This is a genomic window from Chamaesiphon sp. VAR_69_metabat_338 (assembly GCF_031423935.1).
Classification (GTDB): domain Bacteria; phylum Cyanobacteriota; class Cyanobacteriia; order Cyanobacteriales; family Chamaesiphonaceae; genus Chamaesiphon.
The window spans coordinates 1-1,729 of the sequence record NZ_JANPGM010000177.1 but is presented as its reverse complement, the minus strand read 5'-3'; the positions used below and the strand labels follow the sequence as shown (position 1 = coordinate 1,729).

The 1,729-nt window shown below is 44.9% G+C and carries 3 protein-coding genes; all 3 read left to right on the top strand.

All coding sequences use genetic code 11. The features are described from left to right. On the top strand, nt 1-430 hold a 430-nt coding region (locus RMO84_RS05235), incomplete at its 5' end, for a GNAT family N-acetyltransferase (protein WP_310487419.1). Nucleotides 431-515: 85 nt separating this feature from the next. Continuing rightward, entirely contained in the window at nt 516-725 is a 210-nt protein-coding gene (locus RMO84_RS05230; RefSeq protein WP_310487418.1) for a glycogen debranching protein, read from the top strand. A 71-nt stretch (nt 726-796) separates the two neighbouring features. Then, the gene (locus RMO84_RS05225; RefSeq protein WP_310487417.1) at nt 797-1,477 is read left to right on the top strand and encodes a PIN domain-containing protein; all 681 of its coding nucleotides are present in this window, start codon (nt 797-799) and stop codon (nt 1,475-1,477) included. Nucleotides 1,478-1,729: the final 252 nt, after the last annotated feature.

Below are 1,729 nucleotides of genomic sequence, written 5' to 3'. Positions count from 1 at the left end.
TTTCGATTTAATTCGGGGATTGGCAGCTTATGAGAAATTGAGCGATCGGGTGACGGGAAATACCGAACTATTGCGATCGCATTTATTTGGCGATCGACCTTATGCTGAGGCAATTGTTGCGGAATTAGATAACCAGGCGATTGGGTTTGCCCTCTTTTTTCACAATTACTCGACCTTTCTCACTCAACCGGGACTCTACCTCGAAGATGTCTTCGTTCGTCCCGAATATCGCCGTCAAGGGGTCGGCAAAGCCTTGCTGACTGCTGTGGCCAAAATTGCCGTCGATCGCGGTTGTGGGCGGCTAGAATGGTCGGTACTAGAATGGAATCAGAATGCGATCGAGTTTTATCAGAGTCTCGGTGCGACGGTATTACCAGACTGGAAAATTTGTCGGCTCACTGGCGAAACCCTGGCTAAATTTGGCGATTAGGGACATTAGCTTTATAGCTAGCAAGCATTAACCCCTGAAGAACGATTAAAATTTAGAGAGTAATATTCACCGAAAACTGCCAGCAATGTTAACTATCTGGGTAAACGAACAATTAGATCCTGGCGGCTTGATGTATGCCTGTATTGCGTCTCGAAGCGAAGCCCTAGCCAGAGATTGTCACGAATCTTTTCTAGCCAATCTCACCCCCGAGCAAATTCGCCTCGGTTGGATCGCACGGCTGCGCACAGTAGCATCTTGGGATGAAGTACCAGTTAACTCGCTGAATTTGGGTTAACTAGAAGTAACCTGGTGCGATCTGGAGTCATCAGTAGGTGAGATCGAACCTTACGGCGCGATTTGAGATTTGTGAAAATCCAAACTATGACAACAGACAACCAGCAAGTTTTCTCGATCGATAATCAGATGGTGACTTCCCTCGCAGTTGAAAAACATGAGCCAGCGACAATTCTGTTTATTGACTATGAAAATGTCACTCAAGTCAGACTAACAGATCTCCAAAAACCCAATCTCAAAATCTTTATTTTTGTCGGCTGCGCTCAAGTCAAAATTCCGTTCGAGCTAGTCAGAGAAGCGCATTTATTAGGCGAAGCAGTCGAATGGATTGGGGTCGAAGGTAGTGGTGCCAACGCCTTAGACTTTCATATTGTCTTTTATCTGGGGCAAATTAGCCTCCAATCCCCTAATTCTAAGTACGTCATTCTCTCACGCGATCGCGGCTTCGATCCGTTGATCCAACATTTAGCTAAACGCGGCATTTCATGTCGGCGGATCGATAGTTTAGAAGTGCTATCTGGCAATCCTGAGTTGACCTATTCTCAGGATTTTTTGTCGGATGTGGCGATCGCCAAGTTATCCGCTGCTATCCCCAAAAGTAGACCGAAGAAGCGATCGACTCTGTACACGTATTTAAAATCAGTCTTAACTAAATATCATCCCAGCGAACCGGAAATCAAAGAATTACTCGATAATTGGTTCGCAACTGGAAAAGTCACAGAAATCAAGGACAAAATTAGCTATAAGTTTTGATTTTTGGCAGCATAGCGATCTCCAAACTTGTTAGGACACACCCCCGACTTCTTCGAGAAGTCGGGGGTGTAGCAGTAATGGTCACATTCTAGCCTACGTCATATAGCAGTTCTATATGATTTGTAAGAAGATTGTAGGGTGCGTTACGCTTTCGTTGTAACACACCGAAAAGAACAGCGATCGAATAAATCTTACGAATTATTTTCGATCGAAATCGAACAGCATGAGTCTTTTGGGCATCATCAGCCGATC